23 protein-coding genes and 1 pseudogene are annotated in these 25,289 nt (G+C 42.8%); 2 read left to right on the forward strand and 22 right to left on the reverse strand.

Going from position 1 to position 25,289, the window contains the following annotated elements:
• Positions 1-17: 17 nt before the first annotated feature.
• Both fliK and A7985_RS08200 read left to right on the forward strand, forming a co-directional pair.
• Positions 18-2,537, forward strand: coding sequence for a flagellar hook-length control protein FliK (gene fliK / locus A7985_RS08195; RefSeq protein WP_065789907.1), 2,520 nt, complete (start codon positions 18-20; stop codon positions 2,535-2,537).
• A gap of 2 nt (positions 2,538-2,539) precedes the next feature.
• The gene (locus tag A7985_RS08200) at positions 2,540-2,836 is read left to right on the forward strand and encodes an EscU/YscU/HrcU family type III secretion system export apparatus switch protein (protein WP_065789908.1); all 297 of its coding nucleotides are present in this window, start codon (positions 2,540-2,542) and stop codon (positions 2,834-2,836) included.
• 320 nt (positions 2,837-3,156) lie between these two features.
• Here the strand turns inward: A7985_RS08200 and A7985_RS08205 are convergent, their stop codons facing one another.
• The 22 genes and pseudogenes from A7985_RS08205 to A7985_RS08310 form a co-directional block, all read right to left on the reverse strand.
• Positions 3,157-4,413 (reverse strand): hypothetical protein, encoded by a 1,257-nt coding sequence (locus tag A7985_RS08205; protein WP_065789909.1) that lies wholly within the window; start codon positions 4,411-4,413, stop codon positions 3,157-3,159.
• A gap of 444 nt (positions 4,414-4,857) precedes the next feature.
• Positions 4,858-5,286 carry a DUF2802 domain-containing protein gene (locus A7985_RS08210; protein ID WP_065789910.1) on the reverse strand — a complete coding sequence of 143 codons (429 nt, stop codon included), beginning with the start codon at positions 5,284-5,286 and terminating at the stop codon, positions 4,858-4,860.
• A gap of 3 nt (positions 5,287-5,289) precedes the next feature.
• Positions 5,290-5,787: a chemotaxis protein CheW gene (locus A7985_RS08215; RefSeq protein ID WP_023401824.1), complete on the reverse strand. Its 498-nt coding sequence runs from the start codon at positions 5,785-5,787 to the stop codon at positions 5,290-5,292.
• Between the two features lie 24 nt (positions 5,788-5,811).
• Positions 5,812-6,609, reverse strand: a complete 798-nt coding sequence (locus A7985_RS08220) for a chemotaxis protein CheW (RefSeq protein WP_065789911.1) — start codon at positions 6,607-6,609, stop codon at positions 5,812-5,814.
• Positions 6,602-7,387 (reverse strand): ParA family protein, encoded by a 786-nt coding sequence (locus tag A7985_RS08225; RefSeq protein WP_065789912.1) that lies wholly within the window; start codon positions 7,385-7,387, stop codon positions 6,602-6,604. The genes A7985_RS08220 and A7985_RS08225 overlap by 8 nt, the downstream gene beginning before the upstream one ends.
• Before the next feature lie 61 nt (positions 7,388-7,448).
• Entirely contained in the window at positions 7,449-8,609 is a 1,161-nt protein-coding gene (locus tag A7985_RS08230; RefSeq protein ID WP_065789913.1) for a protein-glutamate methylesterase/protein-glutamine glutaminase, read from the reverse strand.
• Between the two features lie 84 nt (positions 8,610-8,693).
• Positions 8,694-10,963, reverse strand: a pseudogene (locus A7985_RS08235) (chemotaxis protein CheA).
• 15 nt (positions 10,964-10,978) lie between these two features.
• Positions 10,979-11,743, reverse strand: a complete 765-nt coding sequence (locus tag A7985_RS08240; RefSeq protein ID WP_065789914.1) for a protein phosphatase CheZ — start codon at positions 11,741-11,743, stop codon at positions 10,979-10,981.
• A gap of 21 nt (positions 11,744-11,764) precedes the next feature.
• Complete coding sequence (cheY, locus tag A7985_RS08245; RefSeq protein ID WP_010364893.1) at positions 11,765-12,148, reverse strand: chemotaxis response regulator CheY; 384 nt, start codon at positions 12,146-12,148, stop codon at positions 11,765-11,767.
• Positions 12,149-12,195: 47 nt separating this feature from the next.
• Positions 12,196-12,930: an RNA polymerase sigma factor FliA gene (locus tag A7985_RS08250; protein WP_065789915.1), complete on the reverse strand. Its 735-nt coding sequence runs from the start codon at positions 12,928-12,930 to the stop codon at positions 12,196-12,198.
• 2 nt (positions 12,931-12,932) lie between these two features.
• On the reverse strand, positions 12,933-13,793 hold the full coding sequence (locus A7985_RS08255) for a MinD/ParA family ATP-binding protein (RefSeq protein WP_023401816.1): 861 nt from the start codon (positions 13,791-13,793) through the stop codon (positions 12,933-12,935).
• Complete coding sequence (flhF, locus tag A7985_RS08260) at positions 13,786-15,309, reverse strand: flagellar biosynthesis protein FlhF (RefSeq protein WP_065789916.1); 1,524 nt, start codon at positions 15,307-15,309, stop codon at positions 13,786-13,788. Before flhF ends, A7985_RS08255 begins: the two co-directional genes overlap by 8 nt.
• A 19-nt stretch (positions 15,310-15,328) precedes the next feature.
• Positions 15,329-17,428, reverse strand: coding sequence for a flagellar biosynthesis protein FlhA (gene flhA, locus A7985_RS08265; RefSeq protein WP_065789917.1), 2,100 nt, complete (start codon positions 17,426-17,428; stop codon positions 15,329-15,331).
• A gap of 58 nt (positions 17,429-17,486) precedes the next feature.
• On the reverse strand, positions 17,487-18,617 hold the full coding sequence (gene flhB / locus A7985_RS08270; protein ID WP_065789918.1) for a flagellar biosynthesis protein FlhB: 1,131 nt from the start codon (positions 18,615-18,617) through the stop codon (positions 17,487-17,489).
• 9 nt (positions 18,618-18,626) lie between these two features.
• Positions 18,627-19,406, reverse strand: coding sequence for a flagellar biosynthetic protein FliR (gene fliR / locus A7985_RS08275; protein ID WP_065789919.1), 780 nt, complete (start codon positions 19,404-19,406; stop codon positions 18,627-18,629).
• A 1-nt stretch (position 19,407) separates the two neighbouring features.
• A complete protein-coding gene (fliQ, locus tag A7985_RS08280) occupies positions 19,408-19,677 on the reverse strand; it encodes a flagellar biosynthesis protein FliQ (RefSeq protein ID WP_063375892.1) in 270 nt (89 codons plus the stop codon).
• 1 nt (position 19,678) lies between these two features.
• Positions 19,679-20,422 (reverse strand): flagellar type III secretion system pore protein FliP, encoded by a 744-nt coding sequence (gene fliP / locus A7985_RS08285; RefSeq protein ID WP_065789920.1) that lies wholly within the window; start codon positions 20,420-20,422, stop codon positions 19,679-19,681.
• A 5-nt stretch (positions 20,423-20,427) separates the two neighbouring features.
• On the reverse strand, positions 20,428-20,799 hold the full coding sequence (gene fliO / locus A7985_RS08290) for a flagellar biosynthetic protein FliO (RefSeq protein ID WP_065789921.1): 372 nt from the start codon (positions 20,797-20,799) through the stop codon (positions 20,428-20,430).
• Between the two features lie 11 nt (positions 20,800-20,810).
• Complete coding sequence (gene fliN, locus A7985_RS08295; protein ID WP_063375895.1) at positions 20,811-21,206, reverse strand: flagellar motor switch protein FliN; 396 nt, start codon at positions 21,204-21,206, stop codon at positions 20,811-20,813.
• A 24-nt stretch (positions 21,207-21,230) separates the two neighbouring features.
• Entirely contained in the window at positions 21,231-22,325 is a 1,095-nt protein-coding gene (gene fliM, locus A7985_RS08300; protein ID WP_063370695.1) for a flagellar motor switch protein FliM, read from the reverse strand.
• A gap of 9 nt (positions 22,326-22,334) precedes the next feature.
• Positions 22,335-22,859 (reverse strand): flagellar basal body-associated protein FliL, encoded by a 525-nt coding sequence (fliL, locus tag A7985_RS08305; RefSeq protein ID WP_063370696.1) that lies wholly within the window; start codon positions 22,857-22,859, stop codon positions 22,335-22,337.
• A 46-nt stretch (positions 22,860-22,905) separates the two neighbouring features.
• Entirely contained in the window at positions 22,906-25,212 is a 2,307-nt protein-coding gene (locus tag A7985_RS08310; protein ID WP_065789922.1) for a flagellar hook-length control protein FliK, read from the reverse strand.
• Between the last annotated feature and the right edge of the window lie 77 nt (positions 25,213-25,289).

The following is a 25,289-nucleotide window of genomic DNA, read 5'->3' on the forward strand; positions in this document are numbered from 1 at the left end:
AAATTTGATTTAGAATAATGAATAAGCAAACTATCCCTGTACAAAGTCAGGCAAATGTGTCAACAACAACGTTTTCTTCACAAGATAGCAACACCCAAGCTATTTTGGAAGCGGACAAAACGTTTTTAGCACGTAATGTTGTCATTAAGCCCGACTCGATCCAGATGGAGGTGGCACTAGAAGGGCGCTGGCAACCTATCCGCTTGAGCAGTAAAGCAAACCTAGAACAACCGCTAAAGTTAGCTGAGGCGCAACTCAGGTTGGACTCATCAGGTACGGTACTTACACTGTCTACACCAGAAGCAAAACTTACGCTAAATTCAGCGCAATCGCTATTAAGCTTGTTAAGTTTACTTAAAGGGTTTGGAGATCATAGTGCGCTGCAAACAGAAGCTCAGATAAAGCCACCTGCAAATACGCAACTGACATTGCCTAAACTCGGTATCAATATGCCACTCCCTTCAGGTGTCGGGGCACTGCTACAGCAAGAAGAAAAACTAGTCGCAAGCCTGAGTAGTAAGGGCGACAAAGTGCTGATGCAGCTGTTTAATATGTTTGGAGATAAGCTTCACCAAATGCCTGTTGCAAAAAAGGCAATTTCCCAACTTGTGGCTCAACTTAGCCAACAAACTTCAAACCATATTCAATTATCATCGCAAAAAGGGTTATTAAAGTTAGGCCATCATCAACACCAATTGGCCCAGTTGCAATCCAACACCCCTACTCAATTGTCCCAATTACAAAAGCAAGTTTGGCATCCAGTAAAAATCAGTAATAAGCAAGATGCTATTGAAGTTGCCATCGCCACGAAGACCACCACAATCAAATTGGCAACGTCAATAAAAAGCATGATGCCTAAACTGGATACTCAATCCTTCAAGGCGCAACTTGAACAGGCAATCAAGCCTCAAACAGAATCGACTTTAAAATATAACAAGCCGTTGTTTAATGTCTCTTTAGCCGATATAAAACAAACCGTAAAAAATGCCCTACAAGCCATTGCACAAAAACCATTTTTTAGCCGTGCTGATATCTCCTCTACACAGCAAAAGCCGGGACCGAGCAATCAGAAAATCCCTGATATACAGCCAAATAAAGTTAACTATTTGCATCTACCACTCATAGCAAAAGCGGCAATTCGTCCTGCAAGTTCGCCACTCATGACCCTCACTCAAGGGATACAGCACAACTTTGCGCCAGCACAAGCCTCCACAAACCCCTCTCTTGCCCAAATATCTTCGCCTGAAGGACATAGAGGTACCGTAAAGCCTGAGCCTAGCCCTACCCTTGCGAGCACGAAGAACATACCGCAGGCGCAGACCAAGCCCACCGAAAACCAACCAAAGGCAGCAATGTCCTTTCAGCTTAATAGCGTGTCAGACTCTAAAGCAAAGCCTGCTTTTGAGGCGCGATTGGCATTATTGCAGCAGGTTATGGCCGCTGCGCTACCTAAAGATGTAAAACCTTTTGCCGCTGAGCAACTCAACCTTGTCAAAAATAAGGTTATTGAGCATGCTGTTCAGAAAAACGTTATTGCAGGACCTGTAAAAGAGGTAACCCAGCAGGCGTCCTCCGAAGGTAAACGCATGGCCCCTGCTGCGCTACCTTTGGCACATATCTTGAGTAAACCGTTACGTGCCGCAGCTTTGGCTCAAGTACCGACCGACCAATCGCAAGAATCCCAATTGTTAAGCGAAAAAATTACTGAAAAGCAATCGTTCAAGAGCCCACAGTCCGCAGATTTAACGCGCCTTGTTCACCAAGCCTTTTCTCGATTGATTGATGAGAATAAATCAAATGCTCAGGAAGTAAGCCAAGATTTGTTTGCACGCTTGCCTAGTATCGCCACTCCAATTAATACCAGCGTACCTGTCAGTAGTTTTACGCAAGCGGTAGATAAACTACTCGTAACCTTACTTGGCACTCAATTAACTGCACAAACAGATATGCAGCGACCAAAAGAGATTAGCCAAGAACAGCGTGTAGCCAGTATGGTAGAAACCTTATTCCCAGGTAACAAATTACAGCAGCCTAAACAATTTATACAGGCAGTAAACTTATCAGCACAGCAAAACTTATTGGATGACCTTAACTTCATTCAAAACTCTATGGCTGCAACAAATCAAACACAGGCTTTAGGGCAAAAATTTGACAGTGAGAGCCAACTGTTAATCAGTTTATTTTTACCAATGAAGGTGCCACCTGAATGCCGACAAAGTGAATTGCAAATTGGTCAATATAAAAAGCCTGCCAAGGCAGGCATGCCTGAAAAGCAAGTTTGGTTTGTTAGGCTTAATTTTGATTACGAAGCACTTGGACAACTCAGCGTACAGGCAGAGCTTATGGATAAAGCAGTAGACTGCGAGATTGTCGGAAACAGCACAGGCGTTTGCCAATTGGCTGAGCCACACTTAGACGCATTGCGCAGTAAACTGGCTGCACACGGCCTTCAGGTCGGTGAGATTGAACTTAAAGAAGATGCACTGCAAGTGAAGCAGTTTTATGATAAACATGCCATTGTGAATATTAAGGTGTAGTTATGGAACAGAAGACCGCCGTTGGTTTATTGTATGAAGCAGGAAAGTCCCCTGAAGTGGTTTGTAAGGGATTTGGAGAGCTAGCTGAAGAAATCATCTCTTTGGCAAAAGAAAAGGACATCATGATCCATGAAGATCCAGCACTAGTTAAAACGTTAGGCCAGTTGGATTTACATGAAGAAATCCCCAAAGAGCTGTACTATGTAATCGCAGAGCTTATTGCCTTTTCTTATGTTTTACGTGGTAAGTTTCCACCTGGGTGGAAGAACTTTCAGGGTAAATTAAATATCAAGGCATAAGCTCGCAGTATCGAAATAGCTTCGATGAGAGATTTATGTATGCTATTGAGTGGGACATTTGGGTAATGCTTTAATAAATAACTTCAGAAGATGTGAAGTATGTTTTGATAGATTCACAGGCCCATACTTAAAGTGCCTAAGCTATATTCACAATACGAACCTAATTCAATCAATTTGAGTATTTCTAGCTATCAAAAAGGGAGAATGCACTTGCACCGTCCCTTTTTGACACACAAGAATTGAGCAAGTGACTAATTGGCAGTTTAATTTCAGAATCGTTGACATGTAAGTATCTTTACATCTTCAACCCAAGCTAAAGTTTACAGCTCGTTAACTCCTATTGCTTCTAGTTCATCTTCATGCTTTGAATACCATAGCTCATATCTGTCCTTGAACTCGCGTTTTGACTGCTTCAAATTGCTCCTACTTACCTTATCAAGGAACCGTTCTAATTCGTAGAACACGTTAGATGAAAACTCTGAAAGAGTTAGATAATTGTTGGCAATTATCTCTAACTCATTAATTTTTTTGTTTTTTGAGAGAATCGATTTTTCCAGCCTAGCTACTTTATCGTTTAATAGAGTATTGTTAGTTTCAAAATTATTTTTAGTATCTTTCAGTTTATCTAGTTCTTGTGCATTGATTTTAAGTGAGAGTTCTAAACTGGCTATTCTGTCTTTATGTTCTGTAATCTGGCTATCTTTTTCAGAAATTAACTGCTGAGCGGCATCATTATTTGATAGTATTTCAGTCTTGAATTTATCTTCGTAGAGCTTTCTTTGTGACTCAAGTTTTTCTTCTGAAGAGATTCGTAGTGCAGACAGCTCTTTTTCTTTTTCACCTAATGTGGATTGAAGAACATCAAGCTTTTCTCTTAAAGAGTTTAACTCGAGCTGAGATTTCTTTGCTGAGTCTACAGAGTCAATATGAAGTTTTTCAAATTCTTTAAGACTTTTATTTTCTTCAGCTAGCGTCTTTATCCTGCTTTCTTTTGCTGTGTTATCTAACCTCAACTGATCCTTTGAAACTTCTCCCCAATAACCTAGCCCAATAATAACAAGAATAAATATAACTGCAGTTTGTAGAGGAGTTGTTTTGCTAAAAATAGCCTTGAAGATATTGATGTAGGGTTTGGTCTGTTCGGGAATGTTTTCCTCAATAACAATATTCTGACTTTTTTCTCCACTAGCTTCTTTTGGAGGATTTTCTTTTGAATTAATGTTCGATTCTTGTTTTGAATTATCTTCACTAATGTTGTTGGTGCTAGAATAGCCAAGAACCTTTGGTTGTTCTATCCAAGGTGATACCATGAATTCCAAACCAATTCTAGCCCCATCTTTTACGTTATTAAGAAGTAACGCTGTTTTGGTTTTATGTTCTGCTAACTCTAACTTGCCGGATAAGCCCTCTATTTCTACATCCTTTTTTAACTCAGATATTTTCTTATTTAGCCTACCAATCTCTCGTTCTCCCACTTTTACTATAATGAGCTCTAGATGGGTCTCTCTCGAAGTCTGCTTTTTTTCTTTCACAAACTTTAAGTACGCAGCATCTTTTTTTACAATTTTTTCAAACATGTACTTGCACCTCCACTCTTCAATGTGCCTTTGTTTCTTTTTGTTAAACTGCTGACAACCTGTTAACCTTTAAACCCTACATCACTGGCTGTTTTTTAGCCAGCCAATTAAGGGCGTGTATCTAATTTTAGTAAAGTGCTACAAAATAATTAGCTACCTCTAAAAGTGTCTCAGCCAACTTAAGAACATATGAGAAACGTAACTGCTTATGTGCGCTAATCAACTTAGAAAGACGAAATACGGCTAATGGTGATTTATCACCAGCGGATTATGGAAAAGATTCCTTAAAAAAGTGTCCTGATTTAGTTGTGCTGAACAGGCTTCGTGAAAGCACTATTTTGAAACTGTTATAGATTAACTTGAGGGGTATTAGAGGTGTTTAAATCACTTTACTAGACGTCAAAAATCTGCGGAACCATTAAAAAAGGTGCTCTAGGCACCTTTTTATTGTGATTTGTTGTGCAGAGACATGAGCAATTCAGCTTCTGCTCTTGGCAGTTCACATTCTCTCATAATCTCTTCGAGGTCAGCGCCTAACTCCACCATTTTAACAGCTCTGGAGTATATTTTAGCGTCCGGATCATCGTATTTTTGAGCCGCTTGCTGCTGAGCAAGCTCTTTAGCGAACCCCTCACAAGCAACCAATCGTTTACCGATACTCAATACGCTGGCTCTCACCTCGGCAATTTCACTTCTCAGGATGCTGATTTGCTCAGCATCACTTTGTGTTTGCTTTTGAAGCCTAGCAAAATGCTGTTGACCTTGTTGTACACGCTTACTAAAAACAAACAAAAGCCCCAAGCATAAAAGACTGATAAAGCTTGAGGCAATGACTAGTACGACTAAAATATCGTCTAAAGTTACTGCAGCCACGAGTTACAGATGACTCAACTCATCCCACTCATCGTCGCTGAGTAGTTTGTTCAAATCGACCAAGATTAGTAGTTCACCTTCTCGGTTAGATACGCCTTGGATAAACTTCGCACTTTCTTCTGTGCCTATGTTTGGCGCACTGTCAATCTCTGAACTGCGTAAGTATACAACTTCAGCAACGCTATCAACCAAAATACCGATAACCTGCTTTTCAGCTTCAATGATGACAATTCTAGAGTTATCTGTTACTTCCGCACTCATCAACCCAAACCGTGCGCGCGTGTCAATGACAGTAACTACGTTACCACGCAAGTTGATTATACCCAGCACATAGCTTGGTGCACCCGGTACTGGCGCGATTTCAGTGTAACGAAGTACCTCCTGCACTTGCATCACATTGATACCGTAAGTTTCTTCCTCTAGCTTGTATGTCACCCACTGTAGGACTTCATCATTACTATCGGCATTTTTATCTGCAGAAAGTATTCTTTCTTGACTCATGATTAAACTCCAGATTGATGCTAGTTACTGCTCTCGGCTATCGAGGCCTTGCTCTAGCAACCTATTTAAATTCTCTACGTCAATAAGCGCACACATTTTCTCTTTAATCACGCCCGCAAGCCATGGGCGCTTTCCACATGCTGTTCGCCATTTGACGTCGTCAGCAGTCAGTGTGATATTGTTTACCAGTTTTTCAGCCAATAACCCCCAAGGGCTATCTCCCAGCATAATGAGGTATTGGTAATTTAGCTGTTCCTCAAGCTCAGGTGTGTACTTTTCAGGCATAACCCAACGAGCCGTATCCACCACATTAAGCTTTTCTTCTCTGTTGAGCATCACCCCTTTAAACCACTTCGGCTTACCAAATAATTGGTTTACTTCTGTCAATTGGTGGATACCACCAAGGGACTGCAATGGAACCGCAAGTGTCAAACCCGCTACTTCAAAGAACAATGCTTGGAACTCACCTTCAATGAAGGCATCCTTAGCAGCGCTCAAAGCTGGTGCTTGTTCTTTGATAATAGTTGTATTTTCAGTTATCTCAAGCTCTTGGGCTGGTGCCACTGTAGATTCTTGTAGATCTTTTACAATCGGCTCAACTTTAGGCTCAACTTTCTCTTCTAATTGAACTTCTGTCTTTGTCTCAACTTGCTCGTGGACTTTTACCTCAGGAGCAGTCTGTACTTGTTTTTGCGCATCTGGCACAGACTCCAGCAACCTAGCAACGGGTGCAAGCGCAACATCCTGTTCGTCCTCTTCTTGTAGCAAGGCTCCTAGATATTGTTTCATCACTTGTTCGTTCGCAAACAGGTGCTTACTCATTATTACCTCTTTCCAGTTCACCAATATGCTCTAACAACGCCTTGTACGCGTACACCCCTCTAGATTTAGGGCAAAACTGTATAGGCACTTGTTGAGCTAAACTTGCATCTCTAAATTTGGTGTCTACTGGGATCACGCCGGGCCACACTTTGTCTTTGTAAGATTCTACAAGAGACTTATATGCTTCTAAAGATGCCTTGGTACGCTTATCGTACATTGTTGGCACTATAGTATATTGATATTGCTTAGAATGCGAACTTTGCATTAATGTCATCGTCCGCATCATCCTGTCTAACCCTTTTAGTGCCAAAAACTCGGTTTGAACAGGGATCAAAATACGCTCACTTGCGGCTAAAGCATTGACCATCAAAACCCCTAGTACAGGAGGGCAGTCTAAAATCGCGTAATCATAATAATCACTGATTTTTGCTAGCGCTTTTTTCAAAATAAGGCCCATGCCAGAACGGTTACCCATACTCCTATCCAGAGTGGCAATAGCCATTGTCGCAGGTAGAATATCCAGGTTTTCTACCGTCGATGGACACAAAGCTTGTAGTATTTCCTCACTCGCCATATTTGAGCCACGTATAAAAATATCATACACACTCACTTCAAGGTCTTCAGAATCAATACCAAAGTAATATGTCAAAGAAGCATGGGGGTCGGTATCTATCAACAATACCTTTTTTCCTTGCGCAGCCAAAATACCACCAAGGCTGACCGTTGTGGTCGTTTTCCCCACACCACCTTTTTGATTAGCAACCGTCCAAATTTTCACTTTATTATTCTATTCCTTTGTGATTTTTCATGGCTAAGCTGTATTTAACAAGTAGTATAACTTAAGCAATACCTAATTCTTTGTTGATACGCAACGCTACGTCCTGTAGAGCCAAACTCTCAGATGAAAGACCAGCTGCCGCCACAGCTTGAGGCATACCATAAACCACACAAGTTTTTTCATCTTGCGCCCATATCGTTGCACCAACCTGCTTCAACATGCGCGCACCATCTCTGCCATCAGCGCCCATGCCTGTCAAAACAATTGCCAATACATCCCCTGAATAGGCTTTAGCAGTACTTGCAAAAGTAACATCGACACAAGGTTTATAAGTAATTCTTGGGCTATCGTCTTCGAATACTTTTAATGTTTTAGTACCGCCGCGAGATTCAACCATCATTTGCTTACCGCCTGGCGCTAGGTAGGCAACACCGGGCATTAACCTGTCACCTTGTTCAGCTTCCTTCACTTTAATTTTGCACAAACTGTTAAGCCTTTGCGCAAAAGCAGGAGTGAACGCCGCCGGCATATGCTGAATTAATAGAATGGGATGGGGAAAATTAGCTGGCAATTGTGTCAAAATCGTTTGCAATGCCACTGGGCCACCGGTAGAGGTGCCAATTGCAACCACTTGATACGACTTGCCAGATGCTTTAAAACTTCGTTGAGGAGTCGTTTCTGGTGCCGTTTTCTGGAAGCTTCTATCTGGCTGTGCGACCGTAGAGCTTGTGCGAACGCTGGTAGCAGGCTTTGGTGAAAAACTTGTAGTACTCGAAGTAGACGCAGGTTTAGATGGAGAAATGGGCCGAGTAAATCGGCTTACACGCTTACGTCCTATCTCTTTTACTTTGTTCTGTAGTGCACGTATGGCTTCTTCACTATTTCGCGCAATATCTTCAAATTTTTTCGGTAAAAAGTCTACAGCGCCTGCATCTAGAGCATCTAATGTTGCACTTGCGCCTTCTCTAGTTAATGAAGAAAACATTAAAATTGGCGTTGGATTACTCTGCATTATTTTTTTAACAGCGCTAATGCCGTCTAATACAGGCATCTCAACATCCATCGTTATCACATCTGGTCGTAGCTTACTCGCCTTCTCTACAGCTTCTTGGCCATTGACTGCAAAGTCAATTACCTCAATTCCAGTATCTTTTTCTAGTATTTCACTTACACGACGACGAAAAAAACTTGAGTCGTCAACTACTAATACTTTAACTGCCATTGGCATCGCTCTTTTTTATGTTACAGATCCGAAAAGTGGTGCACGTGGCACCACTATATCGGTGTTAGCAAGTAGTGATTTAGACTACTTGCCCGCGTAATGCTTCAACATACTCGGTACATCAAGAATGAGAGCTATACCACCATCGGAGGTGATTGTAGCGCCCGCCATACCAGGTGTACCTTGAAGAAGTGAATCAAGAGGTTTAATAACCACCTCTTCTTGACCAATTAACGAGTCAACAACAAAGCCGACTTGCTGAGTACCTATCTGAACTATTACTACATGGCCTTCTGCTTTTTTCTGGTTTATATCGGTGCCTTTAACTAACCAATGCTCCAGATAAAATAACGGAATAGCCTTTTCCCTAACAATAATAGTTAATTGTCCATCAACTACATTTGTTTTGGTCAAATCTAAATGGAAGATTTCACTTACGCCAGCCAGAGGTAAAGCAAATGTTTGCTCTCCTACCATTACCATTAATGTCGGTAGGATAGCTAACGTCAGCGGCACCTTGATTTCTAAAATAGTACCTACACCCAGTTCAGACTGAATGTTCACTTGACCATTAAGCTGAGTAATTTTTGTTTTAACAACGTCCATCCCAACACCACGGCCGGAGATGTCAGAAATCTGTTCTTTTGTAGAAAAGCCTGGCGCGAAAATTAAGTTATAAGCCTCAGTGTCAGATAATCGACTAGCTTGGTCTGAATCAATAACACCTTTGCTAATCGCAATTTTCTTCAGTTTTTCTGGGTCCATACCTGCACCATCATCTCTGATAGTTAATAGAATATGGTCACCTTCTTGAGAGGCTGAAAGTGTCACCGTACCTGTTCTAGCCTTACCTGCTGCCTCACGCACATCCGGCATTTCAATACCGTGGTCAACCGAGTTCCGAACAAGGTGAACCAGTGGATCGGCCAGCGCCTCCACTAAGTTTTTATCTAAATCGGTGTCTTCACCTTCAAGAATCAAATTAATGTCTTTTTTGAGGCTTCGCGCTAAATCTCGTACAACACGAGGGAATCGGCCAAACACCTTTTTAATCGGCTGCATTCGCGTCTTCATAACAGCACCCTGAAGATCCGCAGTTACAACATCGAGGTTCGATATTGCTTTACCCATGGCTTCACTGTTGCTGTTATTGGCAAGGCTCACTAACCGGTTTCTCACAAGCACAAGCTCACCAACCATGTTCATGATTTGGTCTAATCGCTTAGTATCAACCCTTACAGTTGTTTCCGCTTGTGCCGCTGGCTTTTTAGGCGCTGCGGCTTTAGGCTCTGACTTCGCTGGTGCAGGTGCTGGTTTCGCCGCCGGAGCTGGTTTTGCAGCTGCAGCCGGCTTAGGAGCTGGTTTTGGTGCGGCCGCTGGCGGAGGCGGTGGTGGCGCTTTAGGAGCTGCTGCTTTTTCAGCCCCATCTTCTAAGTTTTTAGGTGCTTGTCCTTTACCATGAAGTTCGTCAGCAACGCTTCAAAATCATCATCATTAATTTCTTCATCATCGCCACTATCAGCTGCTGATGCCGCAGGCGTTGCTGGTGCTGCAGGTGGAGCAGCAGGTGCTGCTGGCGCAGGTTCACTCGTACCAGCCCCAAATTTTCCAACCCCGTGAAGTTCATCTAGCAAGCTATCAAACTCGTCATCGGTGATGTCACCATCATTGGCATTACTAGGGGCCGCAGGTGTTTCAGCTTTAGGCACGGCGTCAGCTTGACCTTCTGGTGTAGGTGCTTTACCTGCTCCGTGCAATTCGTCAAGCAGACTTTCAAATTCTTCTTCAGTTATCTCATCGATACTATCAGAACTTGCTTTCTCATCTGTCGCGTCATCGCTGCTACCATCTAAATCAAAGAAAACATCATTTTCTACAGGTGCTTCTTGTGGTGTTTCTTCAACTATTGGTGGTGCAGGAGGTGCGGCTGGAGCAGCTGCTTCGATTGGCGCTTCATCAGCAGACTCTGGCTGACTAAGCTTATGTAGAACATCGAGTAACTCTTGGTCTGCAGGCTCAGGTTGTTCGCGATTTTGAATACAGGCGAACATATCATTGATAGTGTCCAAAGACTGCAAGATTACATCCATTAATTCAGGATTAACTGAGCGCTGTCCCTGCCTCAACACATCAAAGACGTTTTCAGCACCATGACAAGCGTCAACAAGCTCATTCATGCCCAAAAACCCAGCTCCACCTTTAACGGTGTGGAACCCTCTGAATATTGCGTTCAGTAAATCTTTGTCATCTGGGTTATTTTCTAATTCAACTAGTTGCTCAGATAACAGTTCGAGTATTTCTCCAGCTTCAACAAGAAAGTCTTGTAAGATATCTTCATCGACTTCAAAGCTCATTATTATACTCTCCTATTAGAAACCCAAACTAGATAACAGATCATCAACTTCATCTTGACCAGAGACCACATCGTCTCTCTCTTCTGCGTCAATGATTGGCCCTTCTGGACCGGATAGTTCATCAGTGGTTTCAACTACTTCTTGTGGTTTTGGAGCCGCGCTAAGTTGACCCACTTCTGCTGTACCAAATACGGTTAACAGATGTATTAAGCTGTCTTCAACTTCTCTGACAAGTTCAATGACTCGACGTATAACCTGACCCGTTAAATCTTGGTAGTCTTGAGCCATTAAAACGTTCGTCATCAACGATTGTAATTCGTCTGTACGGCCTTGCGAAGATTGCATAAAATCGTTTAAGTCGTGACAGAGAGATTTGAATTCTCCCAGCTGTATGTCACGACTCATTAACCTATCCCAAGTAGGTTTTATCTCTGAGAGCTCATCAGCTAGTTCTTGAGCCAGCGGTAGGCTCGCTTCCACTGCATCCATTGTTTTATTAGCAGCGTTTTCTGTCATTTCCATAACATAATTTAAACGCTGTTTAGCATCCGGAAGAGCCTCTGTAGTTAGATCTGACAAGCGAGTATCTAACTCAAAGTTTTTCAGAGATTCGTGTAATTGACGCGTCAACTTACCGACTTCAGCAAATAACTCAGATTGCTCTTTATTGGTTGCTTCAATTAGTATTTGATCGGCCTTCTCTTGATCACCATTCTCGAGATACTCAACAAGTTGTTTCGCTTGTTCTAATGTAATTTGTGGCGCAGAGGATTCTGACATAAGCCTATCCTTAACTCGTTACTAGCCTAAGCGTTCAAAAACTTTTTCTAACTTGGTTTTTAGTGTTCCAGCAGTGAATGGCTTTACGATATAGCCATTAACACCAGCTTGTGCAGCTGCAACGATTTGTTCTTTTTTGGCTTCAGCGGTTACCATTAAAACAGGAATATGTTTTAGGCTGTCGTCTGCACGGATAGCTCTTAGCAGATCGATACCTTGCATACCTGGCATGTTCCAATCGGTAACAACAAAGTCAAATTCTTGATTTTGCAACATCGGAAGCGCAGTGCTGCCGTCATCAGCCTCTTGAACATTTGTAAAGCCTAAGTCTCTCAACAGGTTTTTGATTATTCTTCTCATCGTAGAGAAATCATCAACCACGAGAATTTTCATGTTCTTATCCAAAACTTCCTCCGGTGAGGTTTGAACCTATAAAAAAATTAAAACGTACTCTAATTGATCCAGTCATTAATTTTAGCTCTGAGTTTAATCATTGCCTGACCATGAATCTGACTCACTCGAGACTCGCTTACATCTAAGATGTGGCCAATCTCTTTTAAATTCATTTCATCGTTGTAGTACAAAGACAAAACCATCGCATCTCGTTCTGGTAATGTTTTTATTGCATCTATCAGCGACTCATTAAAGCGCTCATTCTTAACGTTATTGAATGGTTTGTCTAGCGCTAAATCATTGTCTGCAGGTGAAATTACATCTTGGTCGACACCGAGGTCTTCTATTCCAATAATTTTACTTGCATTTACGTCATGTAAAATATGATGGTACTCATCTAAAGGAATATCAAGTTTTTCAGCAATTTCCGTGTCTTTAGGCTCTCTACCTAAACTGGACTCAAGCTCTGCTATCGCTTCAGCAACTAATCGGCTATTTTTGTGGACCGAGCGAGGTGCCCAGTCTCCACGCCGTATTTCATCAAGCATTGCGCCGCGAATTCGAATACCGGCAAACGTTTCAAAACTTGCACCTTTGCTCGCATCAAAGTTTTTCGTTGCTTCGATTAATCCAATCATACCTGATTGGACCAGATCATCGAGCTGAACGCTAGCAGGTAACCTAGCAAGCAAATGACATGCGACTTTTTTGACCAAAGGTGTATGACGCTCGACCACTTTGTTCAAGTGGTCCGCTGATTGATATCCCGCCATTCGATTGACCGGTGTAGCCATAATTACCCGTTAACTAATTGCTCAATGAAAAACTCTAAGTGCCCCGACGGTTGATGGGGAACAGGCCATTTAACGGCTTTGCTAGCCAATCCTCTAAACGCCACGGCGGCTGGAGAGTTGGGATAGAGCTCTACGATGGTTTTTTGACGCCTCGAAGATTTACGCATATTTTCGTCGAATGGAATCGTCGCTACCAGCTCTAAAGCCACATCCAAAAACCTGTCCGTCACTTTAGAGAGTTTAGCAAACAATTCTTGACCTTCACGAAGGCTACGTACCATGTTAGCAACTATCTTAAATTTGTATACACCATGCTCTCTACTTAAGACTTTAATCAAAGCATAAGCATCGGTGATTGAAGTTGGTTCATCACATACAACAACCATAACGTCTTGCGCTGCGCGGGAGAAACTTAACACCATGTCCGAAATACCGGCGGCAGTGTCTACAATAAGCACGTCAAAGTCGTTACTTAATTCGCTAAAGGCACGAATAAGCCCAGCGTGCTCAGCTGGACTCAGCTCCACCATATTTTGGGAGCCCGAAGTAGCAGGCACTATTCTAATGCCAGCCGGTCCTTCAACCAAAATCTCATCAAGTTCGCACTCACCTGATAGAACATGTGATAAATTGCGCTCGACCCGTAGACCTAGCATCACGTCACAGTTTGCCAATCCTAAATCGGCATCCAAAACTAAAACTCGATGGCCCTGTTGTCCTAGCGCAATTGCAGTATTCAATGAAACATTGGTCTTACCGACTCCTCCTTTACCACCAGTTACTGCTATTACTTTTACCCCGTGGTTACTTTTTTGGTTCATTTTACGCAGGCCACTTGCTTGATCTAAAACTGTATTAATCATACATTCCTACTGTCTGGGACGCCACTGCTTCACGTCGTGAATGTTGTGCTTTTGTTCTTTTTAAATACAATTGCTCAGCCTTTTTTACTAATTTTTGAGCATTTGCTACACGAATGTCCTCTGGCACTCGCTGTCCGTTGGTAAGATACCCTATTGGCAAGCGATTTTGAATCGCAATACTAATAATCTCACCCAAACTTAGACATTCATCAAGTTTTGTAAAAATGCAACCACTTAGATTCACTTTTTTGAAGTGATTTACTGTCTCTTGCAAAACATGCATTTGAGATGTTGCACTCAGTACAAGGTAACTGCGAATATCAACTCTAGAGCTGCGCATCAATGTATTTAATTGCTCAGTCAAGCGAAGGTCTCTTTGACTCATACCCGCTGTGTCTATTAATACTAGACGTTTATTGCGCAAATGATAAAGAACTTCTGCTAACTCGTTTGCATCTTTAACTTGCTTAACCGGACAACCGATGATTCTACCATAAGTTGCTAGCTGCTCGTAAGCGCCAATTCTATATGTATCTGTTGTAATTAGCGCTACTTTATCTGCGCCATATTTTTGTGCGCCTAATGCTGCCAGCTTTGCCACTGTCGTGGTTTTTCCAACACCTGTAGGGCCCACCATAGCATAAACACCGCCCTGACGCAGAATATCATTATTAGTCGTATGCATCTGATTAACAACCATATTCAATAATGCGTTCCAAGCTTCTTTACGAGAAACGTCATCAGGGATGAAGCATGCCATTTGCTCAGCGACATCTGCGCTGATGCCCATACCTTGAAGTCTATCGACCAAGCAGGCTCTAGTTGGATCGCGACGCTCCATTTCTTGCTTCATCAATCCAGAAAGCTGATACTCAAGTAGCTGACGAATCGCATTCATCTCATCTCTCATTGAGCTCATTTCATCCTGCTTCGCTTCATTTACCACTGGCTGAGCATCAAAATCTGTCTCTAAATCATCATCGAACCCCCAGTCAGATGCAATAGGCTCTGGTTGGCGAATTGGACGTGTTGCAGCCTGCTCTCTGGGTGCTGTCATGCTAGCAGGTTGGCGAGTCGCTTGCTGAAATTCAGGTTTGTGAAAACTAGAGCTTTGCGCTTCTTTTGCAGCGAAAAGGTCACCGGTATCGATTCCTGACTGAGAGAACATAGACGCAAGCTCTGGCGAACGAGGTTTAGGAGCTTGGCGCTCCAACAGCGCTTCTAGACTATCTGCAACTCTAGCTTGAGGCTCAGGTTGGGCACGACGAGCTTGCGGCTTTACAACTCTAGCTGGTTGACTGTAAGTAGACTGAGCTGGCGGCGCAGATTCAACATTTGCGTGAGGTGCAGCTTCTTGTGGCTTTGCAGCCACTCTGTCATTATCGATGGCAGCGACAATCTCTACACCATCAGCTAACTTTTTGTTAGACATAATCACTGCATCTGCGCCTAGCTCATCTTTAACTTCTTTTAAAGCTGTACGCATATCTTTTGCAAAAAATCTTTTAATCTTCATGACTCAGCACCTCGTTCCTCTATTGCCCAACAGAGCTTATGATCTTGATTTGTCTTTCGTCTGGTACTTCCTGATATGACATTACTCTCAAACCAGGGATCGTATGTTTGACAAATCTTGATAAAACACTTCTTAACATACCTGAGGTTAATAAGATGGACGGCTCGCCTAACATTTCTTGCGTTTGATGCGCTTCTCTCAATGAACCTTGAAGTCGCTCTGCAAGACCTGGCTCAATGCCTGCCCCCTCATCACCTGCGTTCTGAAGTGACTGATGCAACATCTGTTCCAACTCGGGCGCCAATGTTATGACAGGTATCTCGTCAGCGTTTCCAACAGCGTCTTGAACTATCAATCTGCGTAGTGAAATTCTTACTGCAGCCGTTAGTACATCTGGGTCTTGGCTACGTGGGCCGTACTCAACTAACGTCTGAACAATTGAACGCATATCTCTAATTGCGACGCCTTCATTGAGTAAGTTTTGTAGTACTTTTACAATTGTCGTCAGTGGAAGAATATCTGGTACCAGACCTTCAACTAAGCGAGGATGGCTTTTAGCGAGCATGTCTAGTAAGTTTTGAACTTCCTCATGGCCAAGCAGCAGTGAAGCATTATTAGTCAATAGCTGACTAATGTGGGTCGCAACAACGGTTGCTGCATCCACAACGGTATAACCCAGTGAGTGTGCTTCATCTTTTTGGTCAGGTTTAATCCAAACCGCCTCAAGGCCAAAAGCAGGGTCTTTAGTAGCTACACCTTGAATCGGACCGAAAACCTGACCGGGGTTAATTGCAAGCTCGTCACCATGCTTTAATTCGCCATCGCCAGAGCCTACTCCCATTAAAGTAATCTTGTAAGCGTTTGGATCCAACTCTAGATTGTCACGAATATGTACTGGCGGAACCAAGAAACCGAGCTCTTGCGATAATTTCTTACGAACACCTTTAATGCGGTTTAATAACTCACCACCCTGCGCTTGATCTACCAATGGAATTAAGCGGTAGCCAACTTCTAAACCAATTACATCTACTGGCTGTACATCATCCCAGCCTAGCTCTTTTTGATCCTGCTGCTTGTTTGCAACCTGAGTTCCTTGTGCTTCTTGTTCTGCTTGCTCAGCTGCTGCTTTTGCTTTGTGTTGCTTAGAATAGTAGGCCAACCCACCGATGAGACTGCCAAGCCCTAAGAACGCCACATGTGGCATCCCCGGTACTAAACCCATGACAATCAAAATGCCAGAGGCAATATATAAAGACTTCTCGTTTCCTAGTTGCTGTGTTACTTGCTCACCCATATTGTGAGATTCGTTCTGACGAGTCACAACAATCGCGGTACCGATAGAAAGCAGTAAAGATGGTAATTGAGCGACTAGCCCATCACCAATGGTGAGCAAAGTGTACACTTCCATTGCACGAGAAAACGTTAAATCGTGCTGCACCATACCAACAAACAAGCCACCAATAATATTGATTGCTAGGATCACGATACCAGCTATCGCGTCCCCTTTCACAAATTTACTAGCACCATCCATCGAGCCGTAGAAATCTGCTTCTCGCGTCACTTCATCTCGTCTTGCTCTTGCATCTTCTGCCGAGATGAAACCCGCATTTAGGTCAGCATCAATCGCCATTTGTTTACCCGGCATTGCGTCCAAAGTGAAACGTGCTGATACTTCAGAAATACGGCCAGCACCTTTGGTGATTACAACAAAGTTAATGATGATAAGAATTAAGAATACGACTAAACCAACAGCATAGTTACCGCCAATTACAACCGAGCCAAATGCTTCAATGACCTTACCGGCTGCGTCTCCACCGTTATGGCCTTCAAGTAAAACAACTCGCGTACTCGCTACATTCAGCGCCAACCTCATGATGGTTGCAATAAGCAGAACTGCAGGGAACATACCGAACTCTAGTGGCTTCATGGTGTAAACGGTTACCAACAACACAACTAGCGCAAGTGCGATATTGAATGAAAATAAGATGTCCAACAAGAATGGGGGCATGGGTAGAATAACCATACCCAATGCTGCAAGTACCAGTAACGGCGTACCAATACCTTTTGCATAATCTTTTTTGTCTCTATTTATTTGTTGTAGAACCGCTTTAAAATCCATAACTTATCAACTTCAATTTATTGACGCAGATAAGTTAAAGCAATCTTCATTCCAACTATTAGTGTTTCATGCTATCTGGAATTGGTAAGTCTTTATTTAATTCTGTAGGCCTTCGACCGCGCCCCTTGTTGAATTTTTTCAGCTGGAATACATAAGCCAGTACCTGTGCAACAGCGGTAAACAACTGATCTGGGATCTGGTCCCCTACTTCTGTTGTATGATACAGAGAACGAGTAAGCACAGGCGACTCGACAATTGGGACTTCGTTACCTTTAGCGACCTTACGAATTTGCATCGCCAATTCATCAACACCTTTCGCAATCACCATCGGGGCACCTGCTTTTTCGGTGTCATATTTTAACGCCACAGAATAGTGGGTTGGGTTTGTAACTACCACATCCGCGTCAGGCACATCTTGCATCATTCTGCGCTGCGACATCTCACGCTGCGTTCTTCTAATCCGCGCTTTAATTTGCGGGTCACCTTCAGAGTTTTTGTACTCGTCTTTAACCTCTTGAAGTGTCATTTTTAGCTGTTTGTGGTGGTTATAGCTTTGATATGGTGCATCAATAGCTGAAATGATGATCATCGTACAACTGAGTGCCAAAAATATCCAAGATAAAATTTCCAGTGAATGGATAATACTCCCAGGGATGGACTCGATGCTAAGGTGCAAAATGTCGTAAAACAACCACTTAATGAATAAAATAGCAAAACCTGCAACCACCACGAATTTCAAAATGGACTTAATTAATTCCACCGCTGCCTGTGGCCCTAACATGCGCTTAATGCCCTTCATCGGTGACATTTTACTCGCTTTTGGTGCAGCAGCTTCCCAGCTAAAATTAAAGCCGCCCAAGAGCGTATTCCCGATCACTCCTGCCACAAGAATAATTAAAACAAACATTGACATAGGGAAGAATAATTCTGAAAAGGCATCTCCCCACACCGCAAACATTTTAGTTGTATCATAGGTTTCGTTGCGGTTTAGTGTCAGCATGCGGCCCATAATGTTGTACAACCCTTTCGCAATGTCCGCACCATAAAGGATCAACGCCACAGCCGAAAAAATTAATACAAAGGTGGTTCCCAGCTCTTTTGAACGAGCGACCTGACCTTTCTTTCTGGCATCACTAATCTTTTTTGAGGTGGGTTCTTCGGTGCGTTCTTGACCTGAATCTTCAGCCATCGCTGCCTCCTACACTGTACAGCCAATCAAATCACACATCAGCTCAGTCATTTTAAGCCATTGAAACTCATACTGTAGAGTAAAGTTCCCCATTGTCGCCCAAATAATCGTTAGACCCGCTACAAGTGTAAATGCAAAACCCACAGAAAAGATATTCATCTGAGGTGCTGCTCGTGTCATGATACCAAATGCTAAGTTAATAACTAGCATAGCCGTAAGCGGGGCTAAAGACAGTGATAGCGCTGTAGCAAAGAGCCAAGAGCCCCATGTCGCAATTTTCCAATAGTTGTCGACATGCCACCAATCCCCCCCTATTGGCCAAGACTGAAAGCTAAAGATAACCATCTGAAACATCATCAAGTGCCCATTGAAAACAAAAAATAGTAAGGTAGCTAAAATCAAATAAAACTGGCCCACAGCCGGTACACTTAGCCCGTTTGAAGGGTCAACAACCGAGGCAAAACCTAGGCCCGTTTGCATCGCAAGCACCTGGCCTGCAACGATAAATGTATTTAGCAATAACAGAGATGCAAAACCAATCGCAACGCCAATAATCATTTCCTGGATGACCACCAACACCATTTGAAAAGAGAAAAGCTCTGTAAATTGAGATTGGGGAATCGCGGGGGCCACGACCAAGGTCACTACGATAGAGAGACAAAGCTTTATCCGTTTCGATACACTTTGCGCACCAAGACCCGCCATGACCATTATCATCGAACTAATACGTATCAAAGGCAGTATAAAGTCACTTAGCCCTTGCATTAATTCTGAAAAAAGAATTTCCATACTAACCCGCGATTTCAGGAATTCGCATAACCATCAATTTGAAAAAGTCCATTAACTCTTGAGTCATCCAATGTCCACCGGCAATTAGAGCGACCAGTGTAATGATCAGCTTAGGTAAGAAACTCAGTGTTTGTTCGTTAATGGATGTGGCAGCCTGAAACACCGACACGATTAAACCAATAATCAAACCTGGTACCACGATGGCAGCCACCAATTTTATCACCAGAAATAACGAGTCACTTAAAATGTCTACAAAAACTTCTGGTTCCATATTACACCCCTAATCCAAAACTTCGGGCTAGTGTCCCCATAACTAGTGACCAACCATCAACTAAGACAAATAGCATAATTTTAAAAGGCAACGAGACAATCATAGGAGAAAGCATCATCATACCCATTGCCATCAAAACACTGGCAACCACCAAATCAACAATCAAAAACGGGATGAAAAACATAAATCCAATAATGAATGCCGTCTGTAATTCACTGGTAACAAAAGCAGGAATAATGACTACAAATGGCGTGTCTTCAGGGCTATCAAGCTTATCGTAACCCGCAATTTTAGCAAACGTCTCAAGGTCTTTAATACGGGTCTGAGACAGCATAAACTTCTTAATAGGCTCTTTAGCCGCGTGCAATGCTTGAACTGATGTCATTTCTTCATTTAAGTATGGCTGAACAGCTTCATCATGAATTTTGCTAAAAATCGGTGCCATTATGAAAAAAGTCAAAAACAACGACATGCCAACCAAAATTTGATTTGACGGTGACTGCTGTAATCCAATTGCTTGACGTAAAATCGCTAAAACCACAATGATCCGTGTGAATGAAGTCATCATAATAACCGCAGCTGGAATGAAGCTGAGTGCGGTCATTATCGCGAGGACTTGAAGGGTTACCGAGTACTCTTGAGAACCATCAGGATTAGTCGTCACACTTAATGCTTCAAAACCGTCATTTGCGCTCACTTGGGGTAGAAATACAGCTAAAGCTAAAATTAAAAGGAATCGAAGCATGGTTTTCACTTTTCTTTTTTTATTGGTTGACCCATAAAGCGACTTAACTCTTTAACAAAAGGCGCGGCTTGGTTTTCACTTAATGGGGTTTCTAATTGGTATAAATAGTTAATGTTTTGCGGGGTAACGCCGAGCAGATGTTGCTTATCATCAATTTCAATTACGAGTAGCCTTTCGCGGGTACCCAATGGCAAGCTACGAATAACCTTGAAATCTTGGTTATTGCCCACATTGGGGTTGATGCGCTTTACTAACCATGCCAAACCAATGATAAGCGCGATGATAGAGATCAGTGACAGTGCAACCGTTACTATCTCCAAACTAGGCCCCTGCGGCTGCGTTGCGGCTGCCGCATTCGTAAATAGTATCAAAGTCATGACTTATTCTACTATCTAAGCTTCTTAATTCGCTCAACTTGGCTAATTACATCGGTGAGTCTGATACCAAACTTGTCGTTGACAACGACCACTTCACCGTGTGCAATCAGCGTACCATTTACAAGTACATCAAGCGGTTCACCTGCTACTCTGTCCAACTCAACCACTGAGCCTTGGTTTAATTGCAGTAAGTTTCGGATGTTAATTTTCGACCTACCCACTTCCATAGAAATGGTGACCGGAATATCTAAAATAGTATCTAGTTTTCTTTTTTCATCCGCGCTTAAATTCGCATCACTTTCTTCTAGCTCTTCTAACTCTGCAACTTCGGCGCTACCTTGATCAGCATCTTCTGCTTCGGCAAGCGCTGCAGCCCATTCATCCATCGTATCTTGATCATCACTCATGCACTTACTACCTTAAATTCTTGATCACCAATCAAGATCAACACCTTCAGACAGGTGCAGATCTTCTTCTAATTCAGCCAATTCTGCATCTGAATCGAGCTTTTTACCACCTTTGGTAAATACGTGTAGCTCAGATTTAACAGACTCAGGACGTTTAATCTTTTCACTTATTTGCAATGCCACATTGTCTCTCGAGCGACCCATTTTCGCTCTAAACGTCGGCAGTTCTTCTACAAACACCGTGATATGCTCTGGCATTTCGACTGGGATGATATCACCAGCTTTCAAGTCCATAATTTGTTGTAAAGACAAATCAACTTCAAGCAACTGGGTGGACATCTCTACTTCAACGTCCATTATTTCATCTCGCAGCGCTTTACTCCAACGTAAATCTGTGTCTTCGGTATCTGATTGAACACCTGCATCAAGCAGTTCTCTGATGGGTTCCAACATCGAGTATGGCAAGGAAATATGAAAATCACCGCCCCCACCGTCTAATTCGATATGAAACGAACTGATCACCACCACTTCTGTTGGCGATACAATGTTCGCCATGGCAGGGTTCACTTCTGAATCTAGATATTCAAACGACACATCCATTACAGGAGCCCAAGCTTCTTTGTAATCCTCAAAGATGATTTTCAAAAGCATTTGCACGATACGACGTTCTGTCGGGGTAAATTCTCGCCCTTCAATCTTAGCGTGATAGCGACCATCACCACCAAAGAAGTTATCAACCAAAATGAAGACCAGTCTCGCTTCCATGGTGATTAGGCCAGTTCCTTTAAGCGGACGAAACCTCACCATGTTCAAACTGGTTGGCACAAACAAGGTGTGAATGTATTCGCCGAACTTAAGCATCTGAACGCCGTTGATTGAGACTTCGGCAGTCCTTCTCATCATGTTGAACAGACTTATTCGCATGTGCCTTGCAAAACGCTCATTCACAATCTCGAGCGTCGGCATTCGCCCACGCACAATCCTGTCTTGCGAGGAGAAGTCATACTGGAGCGCATTCGCATCCTCGCCCCCCTCACCAGAGGGAACTTCGTCTTCTTCAACTTCATCGACACCATGTAATAGCGCGTCGATTTCGTCTTGTGATAATAAATCGCTCACAGGGGATTCCTACTGCATTACAAAACCGGTAAACAGCACTCGTTCGATAACTTTGCTGCCCTCGACACCTTCCATTGCTGCTTGAACCTTATCTAAAGCAGTCAACCTCAATGTCTCCTTACCTGCACTCGTGCTTAATTCATCTGCGGTGGTGGTAGAAAATACACTTAACAGGGTACCTTCGATAAGTGGAATGTGTTTTTTCGTCACTTCTTCGTTGACATCACCACGAACTAACAGTTGTACTTTGATTTGTACAATTCTATCTCTACTGGCACCTGGTACATTGAATACAAACGGTCTTGGCATCGCGACATAAAGCGCACTTCCCATTTCTGCCGCATTTTGCTCACTCAAATCTTCTTCAACTACCGTAGACTCTTCAGCTAAAGAAGCTTCTTCTTCCTCTCCACCGGATAGTAAAAAGAAACCTGCAACGCCACCTAATATGACAACAACTGCCGCAATAATAATAATGAGCTTCTTTTTGGAACCACCCGCTTCTTCAATTTCTAAATCGGTTTCTTCAGCCATATGTGCGCTTCTATTAATTTATGTTATGTCTTAATGATAGCAGTTGTTAAGCATAGTAATCTATTGCCGAATCACTTTGTTTTCTGCTAGTCACTGATTGTTCTTTATTATTTTGCGCTTCACTGGCCTCATTAGCAAGTTTTCCATGACCTTGTTGCTCACCATCATCGTCATTTGAATTTCCTTCAGACTGCTGTTGGATATTACTTTCACCGAGTTCAATACCCTGCTCCTCTAACATTTCCCTCAGCTTAGGCATGGACTCTTCTAACAATTCTTTAGCTTGTTGGTTTTGCACGACAAAGTTGATTTGAGCCTGTTCTGCATCTGAACGAATTCGAATTTGCATGCTACCTAACTCTGCGGGGTCTAGTCTGATTTCAGCTTCCTTATTATTTAAGTTAATCATCATATTAACTTTTTCTTGCAGCATTTTAGCAGCGTCATTACGAGTCAAGTTTAACGCTTGTGCAAGCGCAGGATCTGCTTGTAATTTTACTTGTGCACTGGTTTGCTGCACAGCCGTCTGTTGGTTTTGGCGTGACTGCTCTACCTGCTGAATTACCTGCTCAAATTCTTCTTTGCTCTGAATTTGCTCACTACCTAAACTGCGAATGGCCTTAAAGACGTTTTCCACATTTTGGCTAGCCGTTTGTCGCTGATTATTCCCGCTGTTTTGCTGCTCTCCCTCAAAATCACTTGGTAACTCCGCCTGTTCTTCAGTATTCACAACAACATCGGCCACACTTTGCTTACTTGCCTCAGGTGCTACTTGCTCTTTTACTGGCGCCTTAGTGCTGTTGTACGTGAATTCAGGTTTAACAGCGGCATCACTTTTGACCACACTTTCAAGCTTATCACTACTCTGCTTGATACCATTTATGAGCGCATTATCTTTTTGCTCTGTTTCACCTGTTACTTTACCCGCTATGCTACTGCCTTCTTGCGCTATTGAATTAGGCGATTTGCCTGTTAGGGCTTGATAAAGTGCCGCTTCTTGCTTTCTGGAAGCAGAGTCTGTGGATTTAGTATCATTGAGGCGTTCATTGAGTAGCGTCTCTAGCTCTTGCTTTTCTTGGGGTGACAGATTATCGACCATTGCCTTTAACTCTGACACACTCGTCGATTTACTTTCAGGCGCTTTCGGCACGTTTACGAATTCACTAATGGCCTGCTTCGGTATATTTTTTACAATCTCAGCGCCATCAGAGTCAGAAACAGCTGCGGGTTCAGTCGGTTTATCGGTGGCCATTTCGATATTTTTGTTGAGTGGCGATTTCACGACCGCTTCACTCACTGAAGGTTGAGCCATTTTATTGTCTTGTTGTGGTGCGGCTGAATTGTCTTGTTGTGGTGCGGCTGAAGTGCGCTCCTTTTGCATCAACTGACTGATTAAATCAGGCGCCTTTTGCTCACTTTCACTTGCTTTTGGTGTTACCAGTTTTGAATCAACATCGGTGTTGGGTTTTTGACTGGCAACGGATGCAGGTTTTGACTCTTTCTCATTATGTAAGTGCCATTCTCGCTCTTTAGCAACACCGTTAAATGCTTCAGCCTTTACATCAGGTATAGACCGATTACCGCTTTCTAGCATCTTGGGCTTGTCACTGACCTGAGCTTCACCATCGGTTGGATCACCAATTGGACCTTCTGAATATCGCGGTCCTGCAGGTACAGGCTTGACGACTTCACCTTGTCCCGGCAGCTGTTTGGATGAGTTTCCAACCTCTACATTTGCTTGTTTTGATTCAGCTTTTACAGAGTCATTCGGCGTAGCATCGGCAGTTTTATTATCCAATTTATTGTCTTGAACAACGATTGGACCGATTAAATCAATCGGACCTTTCTTGCCACCTTTTACTGGTAACTCATCGACCTTTTCTGCTTTGCCAAGGTGATCTTTCAATGCTTGCGGTACTGGCGCTAAATGATGTTCCACATCAGTTTTTTGGTTATTTGCCGCATTGATCTGAGACAGTAATGTGTCTGGATTAGGCGTAGAGCTAGGTTTTGACGCCTCATTGGTTGTTTCAATCTTTAAAACAACATCAGGACCTTGGTTAGATTTAGGTAGGTTTGAGTCATCAAGCTTCAAAGGTTCATCTAACCCTTTTGGTACAGGTCGTTGAGTACCTTGCTGCACTTCACCTGCACGCGTTTTTTCTGCACTTGTTTCTTGATTTGTTAATTCTTCTTTATCCGCTTCTTTCTGTATCGCAGCTTTTGCATCTTCTCGCTCGTTGGCTTCAGCCAACATCGCCATAAACCCTTTTCCATCAGAGCTTTCTTCAACCTGCCTATCCTGCGGTGAAACAGTGTTGTTTAATCCAACGTCCAATGAAACATTAACCATATTCTCACCTTTTAGTGTGGCAATCGAACGCCGCTTGCCTACTTATAACTCTATTATTTCGTAAAAATGCAATTTTC

The organism is Pseudoalteromonas luteoviolacea (genome assembly GCF_001696455.1).
Classification (GTDB): domain Bacteria; phylum Pseudomonadota; class Gammaproteobacteria; order Enterobacterales; family Alteromonadaceae; genus Pseudoalteromonas; species Pseudoalteromonas luteoviolacea_C.